Source organism: Nocardioides acrostichi (assembly GCF_015319165.1).
Taxonomy (GTDB): Bacteria; Actinomycetota; Actinomycetes; order Propionibacteriales; family Nocardioidaceae; genus Nocardioides; species Nocardioides acrostichi.
Genome location: NZ_JADIVZ010000008.1, coordinates 151,018 through 167,624, shown reverse-complemented (window position 1 = coordinate 167,624; position 16,607 = coordinate 151,018). Strand labels below are relative to the sequence as shown.

At 68.6% G+C, this 16,607-nt stretch carries 12 protein-coding genes and 1 CRISPR repeat array; of the genes, 2 read left to right on the top strand and 10 right to left on the bottom strand.

The window, feature by feature from the left end; genetic code table 11:
- Window positions 1-130 precede the first annotated feature (130 nt).
- A CRISPR array of direct repeats spans window positions 131-2,721; the repeat unit is 28 nt; unit sequence GGCTCATCCCCGCGAGAGCGGGGAGCAC.
- Between the two features lie 59 nt (window positions 2,722-2,780).
- The 8 genes from cas2e to cas3 are packed head-to-tail and all read right to left on the bottom strand — an operon-like array spanning window position 2,781 to window position 11,626.
- Complete coding sequence (gene cas2e, locus ISG29_RS15160; RefSeq protein WP_194504287.1) at window positions 2,781-3,128, bottom strand: type I-E CRISPR-associated endoribonuclease Cas2e; 348 nt, start codon at window positions 3,126-3,128, stop codon at window positions 2,781-2,783.
- Window positions 3,122-4,063, bottom strand: a complete 942-nt coding sequence (gene cas1e, locus ISG29_RS15155) for a type I-E CRISPR-associated endonuclease Cas1e (RefSeq protein ID WP_194504286.1) — start codon at window positions 4,061-4,063, stop codon at window positions 3,122-3,124. Before cas1e ends, cas2e begins: the two co-directional genes overlap by 7 nt.
- Window positions 4,060-4,713, bottom strand: coding sequence for a type I-E CRISPR-associated protein Cas6/Cse3/CasE (gene cas6e, locus ISG29_RS15150; protein WP_194504285.1), 654 nt, complete (start codon window positions 4,711-4,713; stop codon window positions 4,060-4,062). Before cas6e ends, cas1e begins: the two co-directional genes overlap by 4 nt.
- Window positions 4,713-5,432 (bottom strand): type I-E CRISPR-associated protein Cas5/CasD, encoded by a 720-nt coding sequence (gene cas5e / locus ISG29_RS15145; protein WP_194504284.1) that lies wholly within the window; start codon window positions 5,430-5,432, stop codon window positions 4,713-4,715. Before cas5e ends, cas6e begins: the two co-directional genes overlap by 1 nt.
- The gene (cas7e, locus tag ISG29_RS15140; RefSeq protein ID WP_194504283.1) at window positions 5,429-6,586 is read right to left on the bottom strand and encodes a type I-E CRISPR-associated protein Cas7/Cse4/CasC; all 1,158 of its coding nucleotides are present in this window, start codon (window positions 6,584-6,586) and stop codon (window positions 5,429-5,431) included. Before cas7e ends, cas5e begins: the two co-directional genes overlap by 4 nt.
- On the bottom strand, window positions 6,583-7,230 hold the full coding sequence (gene casB, locus ISG29_RS15135; RefSeq protein WP_194504282.1) for a type I-E CRISPR-associated protein Cse2/CasB: 648 nt from the start codon (window positions 7,228-7,230) through the stop codon (window positions 6,583-6,585). The genes cas7e and casB overlap by 4 nt, the downstream gene beginning before the upstream one ends.
- Window positions 7,227-8,846 carry a type I-E CRISPR-associated protein Cse1/CasA gene (gene casA, locus ISG29_RS15130; RefSeq protein ID WP_194504281.1) on the bottom strand — a complete coding sequence of 540 codons (1,620 nt, stop codon included), beginning with the start codon at window positions 8,844-8,846 and terminating at the stop codon, window positions 7,227-7,229. The genes casB and casA overlap by 4 nt, the downstream gene beginning before the upstream one ends.
- Entirely contained in the window at window positions 8,843-11,626 is a 2,784-nt protein-coding gene (cas3, locus tag ISG29_RS15125) for a CRISPR-associated helicase Cas3' (RefSeq protein ID WP_194504280.1), read from the bottom strand. Before cas3 ends, casA begins: the two co-directional genes overlap by 4 nt.
- Before the next feature lie 203 nt (window positions 11,627-11,829).
- On the opposite strand from cas3, the gene ISG29_RS15120 reads away from it, so the two are divergent.
- Entirely contained in the window at window positions 11,830-12,060 is a 231-nt protein-coding gene (locus ISG29_RS15120; RefSeq protein ID WP_194504279.1) for a hypothetical protein, read from the top strand.
- The gene (locus tag ISG29_RS15115) at window positions 12,057-12,452 is read left to right on the top strand and encodes a TA system VapC family ribonuclease toxin (RefSeq protein WP_194504278.1); all 396 of its coding nucleotides are present in this window, start codon (window positions 12,057-12,059) and stop codon (window positions 12,450-12,452) included. Before ISG29_RS15120 ends, ISG29_RS15115 begins: the two co-directional genes overlap by 4 nt.
- A gap of 7 nt (window positions 12,453-12,459) precedes the next feature.
- Here the strand turns inward: ISG29_RS15115 and ISG29_RS15110 are convergent, their stop codons facing one another.
- Window positions 12,460-14,118 carry a DNA repair helicase XPB gene (locus tag ISG29_RS15110; RefSeq protein WP_194504277.1) on the bottom strand — a complete coding sequence of 553 codons (1,659 nt, stop codon included), beginning with the start codon at window positions 14,116-14,118 and terminating at the stop codon, window positions 12,460-12,462.
- Window positions 14,119-14,307: 189 nt separating this feature from the next.
- Window positions 14,308-16,596 (bottom strand): helicase-associated domain-containing protein, encoded by a 2,289-nt coding sequence (locus tag ISG29_RS15105; RefSeq protein WP_194504276.1) that lies wholly within the window; start codon window positions 16,594-16,596, stop codon window positions 14,308-14,310.
- Between the last annotated feature and the right edge of the window lie 11 nt (window positions 16,597-16,607).

The following is a 16,607-nucleotide window of genomic DNA, read 5'->3' as shown; positions in this document are numbered from 1 at the left end:
GGCTACGCAACCGCGGAATCGACACCCTGCCAAGCATCAAGACCCAAGACCCGGCAGACTAGACAACACGAACCGGTGGCCTCGTTTTCGAGCGTCGGATCGGCCTCATTTTCGAGCGTTGCCGACATGGGGCTCATCCCCGCGAGAGCGGGGAGCACGCCGCGCATAGGGATCACGATAGACACCGCGGCGGCTCATCCCCGCGAGAGCGGGGAGCACGTGTCGAAGCGGGCGAGCATCTGCGTGGTCGTGGGCTCATCCCCGCGAGAGCGGGGAGCACGGCTCCTACGACCTAGTGGGCGTGAGCTTCGACGGCTCATCCCCGCGAGAGCGGGGAGCACCACGCTGCTAAAGGCGATCGGCCATGAGGGCGGGGCTCATCCCCGCGAGAGCGGGGAGCACGTCGTGCCGCCCGTGTTCCCATTGGAGGCAGGGGGCTCATCCCCGCGAGAGCGGGGAGCACATCAACACCCGGCTGCTGTACCGCCTCGGCCTGGGCTCATCCCCGCGAGAGCGGGGAGCACTTGGAGTCCCACCATCCGGGGTTGAACGGGTAGGGCTCATCCCCGCGAGAGCGGGGAGCACGCCCGGGTCACGACGGTGGCGGCCGGGTGGGGGGGGCTCATCCCCGCGAGAGCGGGGAGCACGCAAGTAACGGAAGGGAATCAGGCAGATGGCACGGCTCATCCCCGCGAGAGCGGGGAGCACTCGTGCTCGGCCTCGATCCCGATCGCGTGCCAGGGCTCATCCCCGCGAGAGCGGGGAGCACGACCTCGACAACCGGCCGACCGAGGTCACCATCGGCTCATCCCCGCGAGAGCGGGGAGCACTTCCGCAACGGCGTCACCGTGCACGTCAAGCGGGGCTCATCCCCGCGAGAGCGGGGAGCACCCTGGCTGGCCGGCGCGTCCTCGGGCTCCCTGAGGCTCATCCCCGCGAGAGCGGGGAGCACCCCCAAGACCGCCTCCCCGCCAAGGGCGAGCCGGGCTCATCCCCGCGAGAGCGGGGAGCACCTACCTATCTTCACCCGGACTCCCGGCGCCGGGGCTCATCCCCGCGAGAGCGGGGAGCACCGGACGTGGGCCGGCGGCGATGGCAGCGACCAGGGCTCATCCCCGCGAGAGCGGGGAGCACTCCCTCGTTGTCGTCGCCTTCGGTCACGGGCTCGGCTCATCCCCGCGAGAGCGGGGAGCACATCAAGCAGGCCCTCAACAACTGGCGCCTGGCCGGCTCATCCCCGCGAGAGCGGGGAGCACTGACGTCGCGACTCTTGAAGGCGAGCCACTGGGGGCTCATCCCCGCGAGAGCGGGGAGCACAAGCGCGTCCCCGCGATGAGCGGCCCCCGGTACGGCTCATCCCCGCGAGAGCGGGGAGCACATGCCGCCGAACGGCGTAGGCGGGGCGGGTGCCGGCTCATCCCCGCGAGAGCGGGGAGCACCAGCACGAGGCGACTGTGCGCAGGCCAGCTGCGGGCTCATCCCCGCGAGAGCGGAGAGCACCTAGCACGACGACTGACAGGGTACTCACACCTAGGCTCATCCCCGCGAGAGCGGGGAGCACACGGGCGGCGAGTCGGATGCCTCGTAGCGTGGGGGCTCATCCCCGCGAGAGCGGGGAGCACTTCGCCGACCTCACCGGCGCCTTCGACCAGCCGGGCTCATCCCCGCGAGAGCGGGGAGCACAGCCTAAGGATTGGCTTATGGCAAACGGTCACAGGCTCATCCCCGCGAGAGCGGGGAGCACTGGCCCCACCGCTGCACCGTGTTGGTCGACATGGGCTCATCCCCGCGAGAGCGGGGAGCACTGGTACAGCCCGACCAGCATGGCGGAGTTCGAGGGCTCATCCCCGCGAGAGCGGGGAGCACGTCTACTCCGGCGACCCCCGCGACTACGACGCCGGCTCATCCCCGCGAGAGCGGGGAGCACCTGTTCTTCTGGGGCGACAACGACGAGCGAAACGGCTCATCCCCGCGAGAGCGGGGAGCACATCGAGGCCCGCATCGAGGCCGAGGGGTTCGGGGGCTCATCCCCGCGAGAGCGGGGAGCACGCTGCGGGCGCCGCCACGGTTGCGGTCGCCTCCGGCTCATCCCCGCGAGAGCGGGGAGCACGCGTTTCAGATCGGCTCCGCCCTGGCCGAGGCGGGCTCATCCCCGCGAGAGCGGGGAGCACGTCAACGGCAGGGACGACGCGAGCTGTGACGGCGGCTCATCCCCGCGAGAGCGGGGAGCACGCGCTGATCGTCCACGACAAGGCATCCGGCGAGGGCTCATCCCCGCGAGAGCGGGGAGCACCGCGCGGTGCCCTGTCGGCCATTGAGAACGGACGGCTCATCCCCGCGAGAGCGGGGAGCACCCAGCTCCGACCGAAGCCGTGGGCCACCGACCGGGCTCATCCCCGCGAGAGCGGGGAGCACGGTGTTGCGTCAGACGCTAAGTGCGGTATACAGGGCTCATCCCCGCGAGAGCGGGGAGCACACACCAGCGGCGACCACGTCGGCATCCGCCGAGGGCTCATCCCCGCGAGAGCGGGGAGCACCGCTGGTCCAGCTTGGAGCGCCCGTGCAGGTAGGGCTCATCCCCGCGAGAGCGGGGAGCACATGAGGATGGCGAACCCGCCCGCCAGGTCGGGGGGCTCATCCCCGCGAGAGCGGGGAGCACGTCGCCGGCCTCCGCGCAGGACGGGTCGGCACAGGGCTCATCCCCGCGAGAGCGGGGAGCACACTTGCTGACCTGCAACGATATGACCTCAACAAGCAGTCCTGCATGAACTTCGGTGCAGTCAGCGCCCACGGCGGGCCCTTCTCATCCGTCCCACGCTGCTCCAGCCGGGTCGCATTGCGGGCGTCGCATCCACCTCCTCGGGGCGTCGCATCAGCCATACGCCATCGAAGTCGACGGGCTCCCAATCGTGCCGATGGACGCGGTACGACAAGCCCTGTTCGGAATCCGCCGAATAGACCATGATCGCTCGTCCGTCCTTCGCAAGTTCGAGGACGCGCAACCACATCCGTTCACGCACGCGAGCGGTGATCTCGCCGATGAAGACTCCGGGGCTGACTTCGAGCAACCACCGTGTGAGGTGGCCGCGTAAGCCGGCCGGGCACGCCGTCAGCACGAGGACTACCACGGGACGTCCACGTGATAGTTCGTGCCCGCATCCACGGTGCGGTTGCCACCGTCCCAGAGGTGCACGACGTTCCAGTCCGCACCTTCCGTGTCACCGGGAATCAGCAGTTGTCGGACATCCTTCGCGCACCGCGCCAGGATGTGTCCGCTCTTGACGGCATCCCGCACAGCGTGGCGGGTCGCCGAGCCGATGTCCTCGGGTTGTTCACGCACGACGTCGAAGGCGATCGGGATCGCGATCTCCGCCTTGTACAGGTCTGCGATGTCGAAGACGAAGGAGCGGGAGTGCCCGGTGTGCACGAAGCCCAGGCCAGGTGAGCATCCCAGGGCGATGATCACGGCGTGGGTGATGCCGTAGAGGCATGCCGTCGCCGCAGACAGTGCTTGATTGATCTCGCTGCTGCTGTCGAAGTCCGCCTTGTCGTAGTCACGTTTCGACCATGTGACCCCAGTCCTCTCTGCGTGCTCCCGATAGAGCCGACGGACCCGCGCCCCCTCGCGGCCACGGAGCTGCTGCATCGAGGCGGTCGAGATGTCCTCGTCCGGGAAGCGCATCTCGTACATAGCTCGCGCAACGCGAAGTCGTTCACGCTGATTGGTGACCGCCGCTGCCTGGGCCTCCAGCAATCTGGTCGACTCAGCCAGTCCGCGACCGTGCGCGTAGTAGCGCACTCCTCGTTCGCCGATCCACACAGCGGTCGATCCGCTCTCGGCCATGAGCACCATCGCCTGATGGCTCACGGTCGATCCCGGTCCTAGTAGCAGTGCACCCAACGTCGCTGCCGGGATGTGCACCGTGCCGCGCTCATCGGTGGCAGTGATCGCATTGTCCGATCGGTGTACGACGCAGCGCTCGACGTAGATGAAGCTCAGTCGATCCTGGGCTCGGACGAGTTCGCTGATGTCGACCGGCCGTGGGCCCGGGATCTCCTTCATCGCGCTGGTGCCAGAGTCATCAGCCCGCAGCCGTAGGACTTCGCCCGCCCTACTCCGTGCGTCAAGGCATGGCGCAGAGCGTCAGGATCGGTCACACCGAGCGTTCCCTCGAAGGTGGCCGTGGCGACGGTGACCTGCTGCCCCGGACGGTCTGTGTGCCGCGCGAACTTGAGCGTGCGCCGCTCGACCAGCGCCGCATCGGCGAGCTCGATACCGACGCCGGAGGCTCGGCTGCGGAACCACTCCTCCTGCCGCTGCGCAGTCACGTGGGGCGCCACCTTCCCGCGGCCACCAGTGTCGGATCGGAGACTCTTGACCGGATTCGCCGTCAGCCGAAAGTGCCATGCCTGGCCAACGGCCAGGCGCTCGTTGAACGGACTCGTGTCGACCGTTCGCCACGGGTCACCGCCCGTCGGCCAGCCAGCCTGCTCGACCACGTGTGTCAGGTCCGGTCGACCGGGGCTCGACACGTAGAGGGTGGTTCTGTCTTTGAGTCGGTCCACTCGCCACAGCACACGACCCGCACAAGACTTGGTCTCGGCGCCGGGCGCGAAACCGTTCATCACCGCGGCGTGCATCCGCTGGGGAGACTGAAGTAGCCGGGCGGCGCCGCGTCGTGCCGAGTTCAGATGCATCTGCGTCAGGTACATCAGCCACCTCCGTGCACGGCCATGAAGTCAGCGCCGGACCTTCCCAAGGGGTTGTCCACCACGAGAGGGTCCGGACGCACCACGCTGCGCCACCCGTACTCCCGATGTTCCGGATCGAAACTCCGTGGCACGTCGCGCTGTGTCTCGACGAAGGTCTCTCGCACCGCCTCCTCATGGGCGTCGAGCACCAGCTCGAGGTGCACTTCACGGCTTTGCTGGCGGCGGTACCACTCGGCTGCTTGCCACTCCTTGGCTCTCAGGGCTGACTCGACGTCTGCGATGTCGTGATCCACGCCGAGGCTGAGCGGTTCGAGCGGGACGCATGAGCGACGCCCGAGGTACAGCGGAAACGCCGGCTCCAACAATGACTCGTGCAGCGCTTCGAGCAGACTGCCGTCACCCGAGAGTCCGACCAGGAACAGTGCATCGGTCAGGTAGTAGCGCGTCGACAGCGGCATGGGTTCGGGCCTCTTGCCCTCGATCCGACGAATCGCTGTGTGGAAGTCGCGCTCGATCCGGCCGCGTTGATCGATGCGCACGCCGAAGCTCAGCGCTGCGAGATCCTCCAACGGATCAGTCCTGCGCCGTCCTTGGGCAGCTGCGAGGAGGCCGAGGACGCCGCTCTTCGTCGGCTCGTTGCGCGTGCGGCGAGCGGTGAACCGGCTCGAGTCACCCCATGATTGCAGGGGGCCGGCCAGCCGTAGGAGCAGGACACTCATGCGGACTCGATTGCTGCCGCTGCGTTCTGGGCAGACTCGCCGAGCGTTGCGACCAGTGCGTTCAGCCCGACCCGCTCGCCGGTCCCGCTCAGGATGCCGCCGAGTGCATCGCCGACGGCGAGAACGAGTGAGGTCTCGGGGGCGGTGCCGTAGGCCTCGTCCAGCTCCGCTGCCTTGTTGGCCAGTGCCAGTGCCGACTGCTGAGAGATCGATTCGTCGGGCTTGGTGATGACCGCCGACTCGAACGCACCGCACAGGTTCACCGGGCGACGCGTACGCACCTGCGCGACGACGGCATCGGGCAACGTGTTGTTTGCGAACGTGTTGAGCTTGCCGGTCGGCATGCTCACGATGAAGGATCGCACGAACGCCTCGACGGCTCGTCCGGTGACGTCGGCAGCACCCAGGTTCTTCATGAGCTGGTCGACATTGATGGTCGCGTAGCGGTAGAGGGTGCTCGAGTTGAACTCGATGACACCGATCATGCCCGCGCCGGCGTCCTCGCCTTCGAGGGAGGAGTCCTTCGCGTCGTCGACCGCCGTGTAGTAGTCGTACTCAGTCTCCACCGCGTGAGTGCTGAGCGCGTGGGCAACTTGTACAGCGGCGTCGACGTTGAACGCGGTGTCGTCGGCCACCATGCGGCCGAAGAGTGCGACCTCGATGCCGTTTCCGTCCTTCAGCGCGGCCCGGGCCTCGACACGGTCTGGCTTGCCGCCCCGTGCGGCGACGGCGAGTTCCGCAACCTTCGCGAGTTGCTGGTTGCTGAGGAACAGCAGGTACTGGCTGACGTCGATCTGGTCGGGGTCGTCGGGCTGAGCGTCCTTCTTGCGCTTCGGCTTCTCGAACTTGATGGTGGACGCCGCGCTCATCACGGCTTTGGCCAGATCCAGCGCCTCGCCCGCCTCGATGGTGGAGTCGAGAGCGCGGATGCGTCGGACGAGGTCGCCCATGATGCGCCGAGACCGGATGCCGCGGTCACTGTCGTCGAGGTAGGCAGCGAAGTCCTTACGGGTGGCTCGCTTCCACGCCTGGGAGCTGACCCGGGCGCGCCGGACTCCGCCGAAAATGGCCGACTTCGGGCTGCCGCTGTCGTCGCGGTTGATGTTGCTACTGGGCACGGTCTGAAGCACGTGCAGGTCGATGAACGTCGTCATGAGGGGTCTCCCGTAGCGGTAGATGCTGCGTCGGTAGGTGGCGGGTCAGTGGGTGTCTCGACGGTCTCGTCGTTCTTGAGCGGACGGCGGTAGTCGCGCATCCAGCGGATGCGGACGGCCTGGGGTCCGCCTCGACGGGTCAGCTGATGAAGGGATGCCGCCAAGTCGCCGTAATCGACCGGGATCTGCTCGGACCGTAGGAGGCCAACGAGGCTTCGCAGATGCCGCACAGCCGAGACCTGACGATCTGCCCGCACCAGGGCGCGCACCTTGGCGTCGATCCCGCTCTCGCGGCGCAGCCGCAGCAGCGCCAATGACCGACCCAGGTGGTTCTCCCATCCCGATTTGTGCATCGCGTGATCACGTCCGGACTGCTGGTGCAACGCGAAGAGGCCCAGCGCCGCGGTCGCCGCGTACTGGGCGGCTCGTTCATAGACATTCGGATCGGGCGCTTCGCCGATCATGGCGTCGGGGAGTTGGACGAGCTCCCAGGCCTCTGGCGCCACCTCGTCGGTGTCGGGCACGAGACGCCGAAGTCGCGCCAGGTCGGCAGTCGCCGAAGGTTCATCGCGTTGATAGGCCCGCGCCAGCGCGATGGCCCGCCTCGACACCATCGTGGCGAGCGGGTTGGGATCAGTCGTCATGTTGTCTCTCCCTGGGTGGATGCCGGTGGGATGTCGTCAGGTGTGAGGTCGGCCAACTCCCTGGCAAGCCCTGCGCGGAATCGGCGGTCGGCCAGCGCGGCGTCCTTGGTCTGATCGTCTTTGAGGTGACCAATCCAGGCCGAGGGCGACGCGCTGCTCAGCAGACGTTGGCCGACCCCCTCCACGATCTGCGCCGCCTGCTGTTGCCACTCACGACGTTGGGTCTGTGGGTCGTCGCCCACTTGGAGTCGTGCGAGCCACCGCCGGTAGGGCTCATCCAGGCAGCCGTACGCCTCTTCCTTGGCAGCGTCACGCACCGGCGGGAGTGCGTCTCCAGAGCCACCCGAGGCCTCTTCGATGTCCATGGCCAAGGTGCCGAGTCTCTTCACAAACTTCTCGGCGTCCACGACGGCTTCGATGGCTGCGCGTCGGGACTTGGGGTCGGTCAGTACCGCCAAAGGCAACGCCAAGACGTCGTCGATCACGTCTGCGGTGGTCGAGCTCTGGGAGCCGTACTCCATGCCGACGCACCGCAGGCGAACCGACTCGCCGCGTGGAAGCTCGCCCTCGCTTTGAAGCTCGTCGAGCCATTCCTGCCAGCGACCTTGCTTCATCTCGCTGCCCCGGTCGGGGTGGTCGGCTAGGAGGGCTGCCAAGCTACGCCAGATCTGCCGGTTCGTCTGATGTGCCCGCGGCATCCAGACGTCCTCTGCCGTGCCCAACGCCTTCATCTGAGCCTCGCTGCGCCGCCAGGACGTCATGAACTCGTCGCGGAAACGATTGCGTGGATGAAGGGCATCGCCGTTGCAGATCAGGATCCCGATGGCCGAAGCATTCTCGACGTGAAGCCGGAGTCGCCGACTCTGCCAGGTTTGAAGATCGGCGGGTCCGCGCGGTCGGCGGTCATCGCGAGCACTGCTTTGCGGCGCGTCCAACTCCCAGACAGGCAGATCGCGATCAGGGTCGCTGTCCGTCGTCGCCCAGGGCAGGTTGAGCAGCAACGTGCGGTAAAGAGATTCGCCCTCCACGACGATCAGGCCAAGCCAGCCGCACCAGCCGATGCCGATGGGGTAGCCCTTCCCGCCTTTCACTGTGTCGTCGCCGATGGCACCTGACTTGATTCCAGAGGGATCCATGGCCTGGGTGTGCACCACCCAACGGGCCGCCTCTGCCAGGGGGATCGTCGCTGCGCCAGCTCCGGCTCGGTTCGTGAAGAACTTCTCTCCAGTGGGCATATCGGCGATGAGGCGCGCCAACTCGGTGAACCCGCCCTTGGCTGTGCGCAGATCTGCCACTTGGTAGAAGGGCCGCTCCGGGTGCAGGAGGTCGAAGCGGCCTTGATACTCGTCTAGGTAGCGATGCACGGGCTCGGTGTCGAGTCCGTCCTGCTGCCACAGGTCACCCCATGCCTCCACTCCTGCTCGGTCGCGAAGACTTCTGCGCAGGATGGCCAACAGGAGACGCAGGATGGCGACGTCCTGCGTGGCGAGCTCTCCTGCGAGGCGGGTGATCTCGTGCGCTCGGTCGAACACATCCCGCAGGGACAGCTCTGCCTCCTCTCCCGAGGCCAACAGCACTTTGATCCACGGCTCGCGCGTGAGGTCGAAGGTGGTCATGCCTCCTCCTTCGTGACGACGAGGCCGTCGCCGAAGTCGTAGATGAGTCGGTGTCCTGCCAGCCGGCAGGAAAGTTCGCCATCGAGTACGAGGACGAGCTGGCCCCGTAGCCACCACGACTGTTGCCAGTTCTCCCAGCAGTTGCGCTCGAGCTCTCGGAGCGTTTGGTCGAAGAGTCTGGGCGCGGTGAGCTGGACCGGCAGATTGACCGTGTACGTCGCCAACGCCCGCGCCACTCGACCGGAGGGGGGTTCGAGGAACGTCGGGATGCGAACCTCTCGCCACTTCTCGCCGGCGTCAACGAAGCGGAGCTCATCGTTTTCGTCGCGCATGACGACGATGACTTCGATTCCGTCCTCGCCGTCTCGGACCCGTGCTGATCCTTCGGACGACTCGGCCTCCTGCTGATCGTTGAGACCGATGAGCGAGGTGACCTGAGACGGGTTGGGGAGTCGGTAGGTACTTGCCCGGTCGAGAAGCTGCTTTCGCTGACTAGCGGCTCGCTCGTCTGCTTTGTGGCAGCGCTCCAGCCATGAGTCGGGCACGGCTGGCTCGGCTGCGTAGGCCGTATCGACCGTCTCTCGGATCTGGTCAGGCAGCGAGATGCTGCTGAGCGTGGTCGATGAGGGGAGGCCGAGGGCTGCCGCACTGCGAATGAGTCGGCTGTCGCCGTACACGGCCCTCGAGCCAGGAACGAACGCCGGGCCCGCATCGCTCCACGAGACAATTCCGGAGATGGCGAGCCGCGCAGAACGCAGCGCTGGAGGTCGCGAGCGCTCGTGGCGATGCAGCCGACCGATGCGTTGGAGCACGAGGTCCGCGGGTGCCAGGTCGCTGACCATCGCGTCGAAGTCCACGTCGAGCGACTGCTCGAGCACCTGCGTGCCGACCACGATGTGCATCGCAGGCCGGTGTTCGTCGCCTGGCCCCAACTGCTGACGTAGTTCGTCCTCGATGCGCGCTCGGTGGCAGGCGAGGAACCGAGAGTGCACAAGAGTCACGTGCTCGTCGCCGAAGCGTTCCCGTAGGAATCGTGCAGCGTCTTGAGCTCGCTGCACCGTGTTGCGCAAGACGGCCACGCATCCGCCGTCCACCAGCCAGCGGTCGAGCAGCTGTGCGAGGTCATCGAGATCGTCGCCGACAACCCCGATATCGACCACTCGTTCTGCGCGAGGCGGATCCGGCAGCGTCAACGCTCGCACGTGATCTGCGGTGGCCGTGGTCACCAAGGGGTAGGCCGATGCGTCCGGCAACGGCTGACTGGGTGCGTCGAGTCCTCGCCGGTAGGCATCCACGAGTTGCTGACGCTGCGCCCGCGGCAAGGTCGCCGACATCAGCACCACCGGGACGCCGTAGCGAGCCAGCCATGCGAGGGACGTCTCCAGATAGCTGCGCATGAAGTCGTCGGCGGCATGCACCTCGTCGACGATCACCACCTTGCCGGCAAGCGCCAGATGACGCAGCATCACGTGCTTGGCTTGAAGGCCTGTGAAGAGCACTTGGTCGATCGTGCCGACCACCATGCTCGACAAGACGCCCTTCTTGCGGCCCTGGAGCCACTCGTGGACTCCCGTCGTGGGGGAGTCGCCCTCGTCGTAGATGTCCGAGAGCCGATCGATGTGCGCCAGCCCGCGGTACTGGTCGTGCAGCGTTGCCTTGCCATGGGCAAGAAACACCGAGGCTGAGGCGTTCAGTTCCAAGTGCTCGATCCAGGCGAGAACTCGGTCGAACATCGCGTTGGAGGTGGCCATGGTCGGGAGCGCGACGAACACGCCTTCGCAGCCATGCGTTGCCGCCAGTCGCTCCGCCGCGAGGAGGGCTGCCTCGGTCTTGCCGGAGCCCATGGCTGCCTCGACGATGACCAGCCCGCCGCGAGGCTCATCGATCGCGTCGGTCAATTGCCGCACAGCATCCAGAACCAGTTGCTGGGGAGGCCGCAGGGGGCCAAGCCCGGGAAACCTGCGGGCGAACCTATCCTCATAACTCGTGACCGCTCGTTGCGGTTGCCAGCCACGCGGAAGGCGAAGATCGGTCCACGCCTGCTCGACCCGACCCGGTTGAGGGTGGGGTGTGACCTCGAAGCGGTTCTCGTCGGAGGCGAGCCAGTCGGACACGATGACGGCGCCCGTGAGCAGCATGGCGGCGGACGACGGCAGGGGATGACGAGCCCAGGCGTCAAGGTAGGCGTCGGCGCCCGAAATCTCCGCCATGGTGTCAAGTGCTTCTCGTTGCACTTCGCCCCACGTTGCTCCGCCCACCAGGTCGGATCGTCCGGATTCGAGGGCGTTGACAGTCGAGTAATCAGGCCCGATGCCGTGGTGGCTTCCGACAACCGCTGCGTAGGTCTTCGCGACGCGGGGTCGAGCGCCGAATCTGTCTTTGAGCCAGCGCGAGAGCAGCACGTGGCCCACGGATGCATGCTTCGCGAAGCGCATGTCGTCGCGACTCACGGAACAGGGGAGACCTGCGCTCACCGCTCGCCCGGCGAGTGCCGGCTGCTGTGCGACGAATGGAGGGGAGAGCTTGCCGATGTCGTGGACACCGGCAAGCCAGCGCAGCAGGGCCCGCCCATCGCTTGCACCCTCGGGAAGGGAGTGCTGAATGTGTTGACGGGTTCGTGAGGGGAGCCAGTCCCAGACGCGGTCGGCTACGCCCGCACTGTCTTCAAGGTGCTGAACGGTCGGCAGCCACGAAGTATCGTCGAACCGGCTCGTTTTACCCCAGCACGACAGAGCCGCCGCGGACCACGCGTAGTCGCTGGTGGTTGGTGATGTCGCCATGGCTGCCCCCTGGTCAGGCAACGTAAAGGCGACCGCCGACATTTGTCACGGGTTATCGAAGCGGCGGACGTGAGGAATCCGTGACGAGGCCCTCAGCGCCACCCCATCGCGCGGCCTCGATTTGGCCAGGGTGGGCGTGCTGTCGTTCAGCAGGTTGCGCACAGTCCCCCACGCATCACGCGCGATGCACATACGATGCATTCATGAGGACCACCGTCGACCTTCCTCCTGCCGTGCATCGTCGCGCCTCCGAACTGGCCAGGCAGCGGCGCCAGTCTCTCTCCGCAGTGGTGGCTGATCTGGCGACGCGCGGACTCGCCGCTCTGGGCGACCCAGTGAAGGTGAGCACGGACCCGATCAGCGGGCTGCCCGCCATCACCTTGGGCCAGCGCATCACCTCCACCGACGTGGCCGATGCACTGGACGACGAATGAGGCCCACGTGCCTTCTCGATGCGAACGCGCTGATCGCCCTCGCGGTCACCGATCACGAGCACCACGCACGTGCAGCAACGTGGTCAGCCAGCGTCGAGCGGTTTGCCGTGTGTCCCATCGTGGAGGGCTCTCTCGTCCGCTTCCTGGTGCGCGTCGGCGAGAGTCAAGGCACGGCGATGACAATCCTGACAGCGCTGCACGCCTCGCCACGATGCGAGTTCTGGGAAGACTCCCTCTCCTACGCGTCGGCCGACCTCGGCCACGTCATCGGTCATCGCCAGGTGACGGACGCCTACCTCGCCGCCCTTGCCCGCAGCCGCGGAGGGGCGTTGGCGTCATTCGACCGGGCACTTGCCGCGACGCTCCCAGAAATCGTTGAGTTGATCCCCTGACCCGAGCTCAGCCCGTCAGCACATCCTCGGCATCGATGATCCGGTACGCGTACCCCTGCTCGGCCAGGAACCGCTGCCGGTTCTGGGCGAACTCGGCGTCGACGGTGTCGCGGGAGACGACGGTGTAGAAGCGGGCGACCTTGCGCATCCCGTCCGGGCCGGGGTCGCCGGGGCGGAGCAGGCGGCCGAGGCGCTGGGCCTCCTCCTGGCGGGAGCCGAACGAGCCCGAGACCTGGATGGCGACCTGGGCCGAGGGCAGGTCGATGGAGAAGTTGGCGACCTTCGAGACCACGAGCCGGTCGATCTCGCCGGAGCGGAAGGCGTCGAAGAGGCGCTGGCGCTCCTTGACCGTGGTCTCGCCCTTGATAACCGGGGCGTCGAGCGCGGCGGCGAGCTCGTCGAGCTGGTCGAGGTACTGGCCGATGACGAGCGTCGGCTCGCCGGAGTGCCGCTCGCACAGCGACTTCACGACGTCGACCTTGCGGTGCGTGCACGACGCGAGCCGGTAGCGCTCGTCGGACTCGGCGGTCGCGTAGACCAAGCGCTCGTCGTCCGGCAGGGTCACGCGCACCTCGACGCAGTCGGCCGGGGCGATCCAGCCTTGGGACTCGATGTCCTTCCACGGTGCGTCGTAGCGCTTGGGGCCGATGAGGGAGAACACGTCGCCCTCGCGGCCGTCCTCGCGCACCAGCGTCGCGGTCAGGCCGATGCGACGGCGGGCCTGGAGGTTCGCCGTCATCCGGAAGATCGGCGCCGGCAGCAGGTGCACCTCGTCGTAGACGATGAGGCCCCAGTCGCGGGCGTCGAGCAGCTCGAGGTGCGAATAGACGCCCTTCCGCTTGGTCGTGAGCACCTGGTAGGTGGCGATGGTGACGGGCCGGACCTCCTTGACCGCACCCGAGTACTCGCCGATCTCGTCCTCGGTCAGCGACGTACGGCGTACGAGCTCGTCCTTCCACTGCCGCGCGCTCACGGTGTTGGTCACGAGGATGAGGGTGGTGGCGCGCGCATGCGCCATGGCCGCCGCGCCGACCAGCGTCTTGCCGGCGCCACACGGCAGGACGACGACGCCCGAGCCGCCGTGCCAGAACGACTCCGCCGCCTCGCGCTGGTAGTCGCGCAGCGACCACTCGGATTCGTCGAGGTCGATGGGGTGCGCCTCGCCGTCGACGTAGCCGGCGTAGTCCTCGGCCGGCCAGCCGATCTTGAGCAGCGCCTGCTTGAGGTTGCCGCGCTCGCTGGCGTGGACGACGACCGTGTCGGGGTCGATGCGCTCGCCGAGCATGCCGGCCACCTTCTTCGCGCGCAGCACCTCCTCGAGCACCGGCCGGTCGTTGCTGGCCAGCACCAGCCCATGCGTCGGGTGCTTCTCGAGCCGCAGCCGCCCGTAGCGGGCCATCGTCTCGGCGACGTCGACCAGCAGCGAGTGCGGAACGGCGTAGCGGCTGAACTCCAACAGCGTGTCGACGACCTGCTCGGCGTCGTGCCCGGCGGCCCGGGCGTTCCACAGGCCCAGCGGCGTGAGGCGATAGGTGTGGATGTGTTCCGGGCTGCGCTCCAACTCCGCGAACGGCGCGATGGCCTTGCGACACGCTGCCGCCTGCTCGTGGTCGATCTCGAGCAGGAGCGTCTTGTCGGACTGCACGATCAGGGGGCCGTCACTCACTGCTCCAGCCTACGGATCGGGTCGTTGCAGCTGGCTGTGAGATTCATCGGGGCGCCGATAAACCTGCGAGTCCCACGATGGGGCAACACCCGGGAACCCGCAGATTCATCGGGGCGCCGATAAACCTGCGGGTTCCACGATGGGGCAACACCCGGGAACCCGCAGATTCATCGGGGGGCCGATGAACCGTCACGCCCGCCGCACCGACGTGATGCGGTGCACGGCGAACTCACGGACGTCGTCGGAGCGCCGGTCGCGGGCGACGAGCCGGCCGCCGTCCAAGGAGACGGGCTCGACCAGGCGCTCCGAGCGTCCGCCGTGGTTGTCGACGTACCCGATCACCACCGCGGCGCGTGCGTCCATCGCCTCGCGTAGCGCCGCCAACGAGCCGGACGGCGAGAGCTCGGGCGCCGCGGCCGGGCGCGAGGCCGCTGCGGCGTCGCCGGAGCGGACGGCGACCACGACGGCCGCGACCGACGCGGCGTCGCGGGCGGCACGGGCACCACCGGAGCGCTGCGCTCGTGGGGTGCGGGCGCGCAGCCGGTCCGGCCGCGCCACCTGCACCGTGCCGTCGGGGCCCTCCACCACCGGCGCGGCCCCGAGAGCGCGCAGCCGGGGGAGCAGCATGTCGAGCGGCAGCGTCGAGATGAGCACTGTCGGCGCCAACCGCCGCAGCCCCAGCGAGGAGGCGCCGGGGTGGTGCAGGAGCTCGGCGAGCGCGGTCTCGTCGTCGGCCCGCAGGAACGCCTCGGCGTGCCCGACCCGGATCGACCCGAACGTGCGGGCGGTGTCGTCGACCAGATAGGTCAACGGCTGCGGGACCGGGGTGCGCGAGACCTCGGCGAGGAAGTCGTGCACCTCGATGGCCGTCCAGCCCAGGTCGAGGGCGCGCCGCACGGAGGCGGGCGTGAACCGGTACACGGTCGCCCCGCCGCGCGACTCCACGGCGGCCACCGTCGCGAGCCGCCGCGCCAGAGACGACTCCAGCGGCCCGGGCGCCACCGCGGTGAGGTCGGCCTGCACCAGCACGTGGTCGACCGGGTCGGGCAACAAGGCAGCCAACGCGGCCAACACAGCGGCAGCGTCGTCGCCGTCCACCAGCAGCCGGCCATAGGTGGTGAGCCCGCCCAGCCCGGTGACGCCCAGGTCGGCGGCCTCGGCCACCGCCCACGCCACCATGTCATCACGCGTGCGCGGGCGCCGCGGGCGCAGGAACGCCACCCGCTCCACCAGCCCCGGCAGCCCGGTGCCCGTCGCCAGCACCTGGCCCGCCGGCAGACCCGCCAGCTCCGAGAGCACCAGGCCGCGGGTCGAGACCTGGTGCACCCCGGCGAGCTCGGGCACGAGCGCGTTCCAGGTCTTGCCGGCGGTGTCACGCGAGCCCACCAGTCCCGGCAGCCGGTTGCTGCCCCACCACGCGCGCGCCAGCACCAGCCACCGCTGCGCCGGCTCCTTGGCCACCCAGCGGTCGAGCTCGTCGGTGGGCAGCCACACCGGCTCTCCGTCCACCGTCTGCCCCACCGCCAGCAGCGACGCCTCGGCGGCCACCTCGACCACCAGGGCGGCGTACCGCTCCTCGACGCCCAGCTCGCCGGCCGCCGCCCGCAGCTCGCGCACGCCCAGACCACCGTTGCGCAGGCACGACGGCGGCCGCACCGCCCACGCGTCGGCGAGCTGCTCGACGCGGCGCACGAACTCGAACGCCGCCCCCGCCCCCGTACGGTCGACCAGCGCCGCATCCCGCGCGGACGTCGCCACCTCGGGCACCGCGTCGACCGGCTCGGACGTCGTGCGTCCGCCGCGCAGCACCAGCCCCACCTCGCCGGGCAGCACGAGCGAGCCGTCGCCTCGAGGCTGGAGCAGCCGGCGGGCGATCAGCTCCTCGGCCGGGGTGCGCGCCCGGTCGGGCGACACCGTGGTGCGCGCCGTCCCGCTCGTGGCCTCGCCACCGGAGTCGAGCACGTGTCGCAGCATCGCCTCGGCCTGCGGCGAGAGCTGCGAGACGTGCGCCTCGATCTCGGACGCCGCCATCGGCTCGGCCGAGCAGGGTCGCAGTCCGCTCGTGCCCGCCGCCGAGCCCGCGACCATCGCCTCGCCCGCTCCGGTCACCGGACGCAGGCCAGCCGCCGACTCCCAGACCAGCGCCCGGTCGAGCAACGTGACGAGCGCGGCGTCGACGTTGTCGGTGCTCGCGTGCAGGATGGATGGCAGGGTGGCCCTCGTCGCGTGGCCCGCCACCACCACCGCGTCGAGCACAGCGAGCTCGGTGCGGGTGAGCTGGTCGAGGGCCCGGAGGATCGAAGACCGGGTGGCTGCGCGGGAGGCCAACTGGCCGGAGTCGTGAGGAGCAGGGGTGGCGAGGTCGAGACGGGCGCTCAGCAGCCGGGTGAGCCGGTCGTCGGGCCACGCCCGCAGCTGGTCGGCCAGCGAGCGGTACCCGGCGCGCGGCGCAGCGGCGTCCGGTCCGGTGGTCGACACCCGAACCACGC